The 3,483-nt window shown below is 54.7% G+C and carries 4 protein-coding genes; all 4 read left to right on the top strand.

Annotated elements, in window-relative coordinates:
• Positions 1 to 185: 185 nt before the first annotated feature.
• Positions 186 to 1,226: a GDP-mannose 4,6-dehydratase gene (gene gmd, locus PVV74_RS22725; RefSeq protein ID WP_211286132.1), complete on the top strand. Its 1,041-nt coding sequence runs from the start codon at positions 186 to 188 to the stop codon at positions 1,224 to 1,226.
• Entirely contained in the window at positions 1,219 to 2,166 is a 948-nt protein-coding gene (gene fcl / locus PVV74_RS22720; RefSeq protein WP_274594780.1) for a GDP-L-fucose synthase, read from the top strand. Before gmd ends, fcl begins: the two co-directional genes overlap by 8 nt.
• Before the next feature lie 2 nt (positions 2,167 to 2,168).
• Positions 2,169 to 2,993: an FkbM family methyltransferase gene (locus PVV74_RS22715; RefSeq protein WP_274594779.1), complete on the top strand. Its 825-nt coding sequence runs from the start codon at positions 2,169 to 2,171 to the stop codon at positions 2,991 to 2,993.
• On the top strand, positions 2,990 to 3,483 hold a 494-nt coding region (locus PVV74_RS22710; protein ID WP_274594778.1), incomplete at its 3' end, for a hypothetical protein. The genes PVV74_RS22715 and PVV74_RS22710, both read left to right, overlap by 4 nt.

Genomic DNA, 3,483 nt, shown 5'->3' with positions numbered 1-3,483 from the left:
GCTCTGGGCTATCGCCCGCCTGCGCCAGAAGCCATAGTCCAGATGGACCAAAGGCCGATCATGCACTAACAATCAAATTGGACCACTTAGATGGGGCCGATCACGGGGTTTTATTGCCTGTAGCAGGCGTCGTTAAGTGTGGTTGCGCTATTAAACCGTAGCCTTTCATTAGGAGGTAGGGAATATTGAAAACAGCGCTCATCACCGGCGTCACCGGCCAAGACGGTGCCTATCTTTCCGAGTTCTTGCTTGAAAAAGGCTATCAGGTGCACGGTATCAAGCGCCGCACCTCTTTGTTCAACACCGACCGGATCGACCATCTCATGGAAGGCGAGCCGGGAAGGTCGGGGAGTTTCAAGCTTCATCACGGGGACATGACGGACAGTTCGTCTCTGACCCACATCCTGCAAAAGACACAGCCCGACGAGGTGTACAACCTGGCGGCGCAAAGTCACGTGGCGGTGTCGTTCGAAGAACCCGAATACACGGCCAATTCCGATGCCATGGGCGCGCTGCGCCTGTTGGAGGCCATCCGGTTTCTGGGAATGGGCGAGACGACCCGTTTTTACCAGGCTTCCACGTCGGAGCTTTATGGCTTGGTTCAGGAAACGCCCCAGCGTGAGACGACGCCCTTTTATCCGCGCTCACCCTATGCTGTGGCCAAGCTATATGCCTACTGGATTACCGTGAACTATCGCGAGGCCTACGAGATGTACGCCTGCAACGGTATCCTGTTCAATCATGAGAGCCCGATCCGTGGTGAAACCTTTGTCACGCGCAAGATCACGCGTGCCCTGGCGCGCATCAAGCTGGGGATGCAGGACGATCTGGTGCTGGGAAACATGGATGCCTTGCGGGATTGGGGCCACGCCCGCGACTATGTGAAGATGATGTGGCTGATGCTTCAGCAGGACACGCCAGAGGATTTCGTTATCGCGACGGGTCAGCAATATTCCGTGCGCGAGTTCGTCACCCGCGCCGCGGAGGTGCTGGGCCTCAAGTTGACCTTTGAAGGCGAGGGCGTGAACGAGGTGGCCCGCGACGAGACCGGTCGGGTCATCGTGCGGGTCGATCCGCAATATTTCCGCCCAGCCGAGGTCGAGACCCTGCTGGGTGATGCAACCAAGGCGCGTGAGAAACTGGGCTGGGTGCCCGAGACGCCGTTCGAGGAACTGGTACGCGAGATGGCAGAGGCCGACCTGGAAGACGCACGTCGCCATGGGTGAACCGCTCTTCAAGCTGGCCGGAAAACGGATATACGTGGCCGGTCATCGCGGCATGGTCGGAAGTGCAATCTGCCGACGGTTACAACAAGAAGATTGTACCGTGCTGACGGCGACCCGGTCGGAAATGGACCTGACACGGCAGGCCGAGGTTGAGGCGTGGTTTTCCGAGTACAAGCCTGACGCCGTGTTCCTCGCCGCTGCAAAAGTGGGCGGTATCCTCGCCAACGCGAGCTATCCTGCGGACTTTATCTATCAGAACCTGATGATCGAGACGAATATCATTCAGGCCGCGCACGACACGGGCGTGGCCAAGCTGATGTTTCTCGGATCCAGTTGCATCTATCCCAAGATGGCCGAACAGCCGATGCGCGAGGATGCGCTGCTGACCGGCCCGCTGGAGCCGACGAACGAGTGGTACGCCATCGCCAAGATTGCGGGGATCAAGCTGGTGCAGGCCTATCGGCAGCAGCACGGGCGCGATTTCATCTCGGCCATGCCGACCAATCTTTATGGCACCGGCGACAATTACGATCTTGAGACCAGCCATGTCTTGCCGGCACTGGTACGCAAGGTTGTCGAGGCACGGGACAAAGGCGCGCCGGAAATCGAAGTTTGGGGCAGTGGTACACCGCTCCGCGAATTCCTGCATGCCGATGATCTTGCTGATGCGCTGATCTTTCTGATGGAGCACTATTCGGATTACGATCACGTCAATGTCGGGTCCGGGCAGGAAATCTCAATCGGCGAATTGGTGCGCAGGATCGTAAATGCTGCCGGTTATGAAGGCGAGATCGTGCATGACAGGACCAAACCCGATGGCACGCCGCGCAAACTGATGGACAGCACGCGGCTTCTGGACATGGGATGGGCCCCGAAGATCGGGCTTGATGAGGGGTTGCAGCGCACGATCGCCGAGTTTGAAGAATTAAAGAAAGTGTGAAAATGGCAAATACGCAGCAAAAGAACAAAAGACTCATATTCAATTCGGAAAGACACTTCAAAAGAAATGAAGGGTTCCAGAATTTCGTGATGGATCTTTTGAGATACCAAAGAACCATGCTTGCAATGCGGCCAAAATCTATCGATACGAGAGACAAGGACGATGTTGCGCAATTCCTGTCGTTTGCCATTGAGCATGCTGATCGCGCAGAAGGGCAGCTGTTCCAGGATGTGTGGGCTCTATGGGAGCACGGGCTTGAGTCACCGGGATTTTTCGTTGAATTTGGTGCCGCCAACGGTAAGAAACTTAGCAATACATACCTTCTCGAAACCGCGTTTTCCTGGAGCGGTATCGTGGCTGAACCGAACCCTGAGTTCATTCCGCAGGTTCGAGAGAACCGGAACTGCATCATTTCTGAAAAATGTGTGTTCTCCGAGAGCGGCAAGCAAGTTGCCTTCTTGCCCGCGAGCTATGGTGAGCTGTCCAGAATGAAAGATATTGCTCCAGAAGACTCGCATGAAGCTTCTGGCTCACGGGACGTACCAGCGGACAAGGAAGTTCTTGTTGAAACAATCAGTTTGAACGACCTGCTTGTTGAGAACGCGGCTCCTTCGACCATTGATTTCATGTCGATCGACACGGAAGGGTCCGAGTTTGAAATTCTTTCTAAATTTGACTTTGACCGCTGGGACGTAAGATCTCTTTGTGTGGAGCATAATTATACTCCGCTGCGCGAAAAGCTGTACGACCTTTTGACCTCTCACGGATCCGTACGGAAGAATTGGGAGTCCGTCACTCGTTTTGATGATTGGTACGTGAAACCATGAGTGGTTCCGACGGTCTCGATGGAATTGTTTGGGCGCAGAATACAGATGGTCTTGGAGAGCGTTTAAGAGCAATTCTGAATGGTATTGCTCTTGCAGACCGGCTCGGTATGCCATTTCGCCTGAGCTGGGAAATACTTCGTGACTCCATTGCCGGAGATCACTCGATATTACCTGCTCGCGAATTCTTCTCGGAAGAATTCTGCGACCTTTACCTGGAAGAACGGGATGCACTTGAAGGCAGATCGACGCTACTGCTGGAAGAGTTTTCGGACGAGCAAGACGCGGCGCGCTCGGGACCCTTCAACATAATTGTAACGCAGACCCACCTTCAAACACAGGCAAGACCCATCTTCGCCGGGACAAGTGTCGCGCCAATTCTGGAAGAGGCTGATCCTCCCCCAATGAAGTGGTCCTCCGCTATGTTTAGGAAAACGGAGGAACCACATGGCAATCAAGCGACCGAAGCCCGAAGAAATTATCACGAAGTTAC

The organism is Roseovarius sp. SK2, assembly GCF_028807495.1.
GTDB lineage: Bacteria > Pseudomonadota > Alphaproteobacteria > Rhodobacterales > Rhodobacteraceae > Roseovarius > Roseovarius confluentis.
This window is presented reverse-complemented; position numbering and strand designations above follow the sequence as displayed.

Coding starts and splice junctions, on each gene's coding strand:
- fcl (WP_274594780.1), top strand. CDS start 1,219: ATGGGTGAACCGCTCTTCAAGCTGGCCGGAAAACGGATATACGTGGCC.
- PVV74_RS22715 (WP_274594779.1), top strand. CDS start 2,169: ATGGCAAATACGCAGCAAAAGAACAAAAGACTCATATTCAATTCGGAA.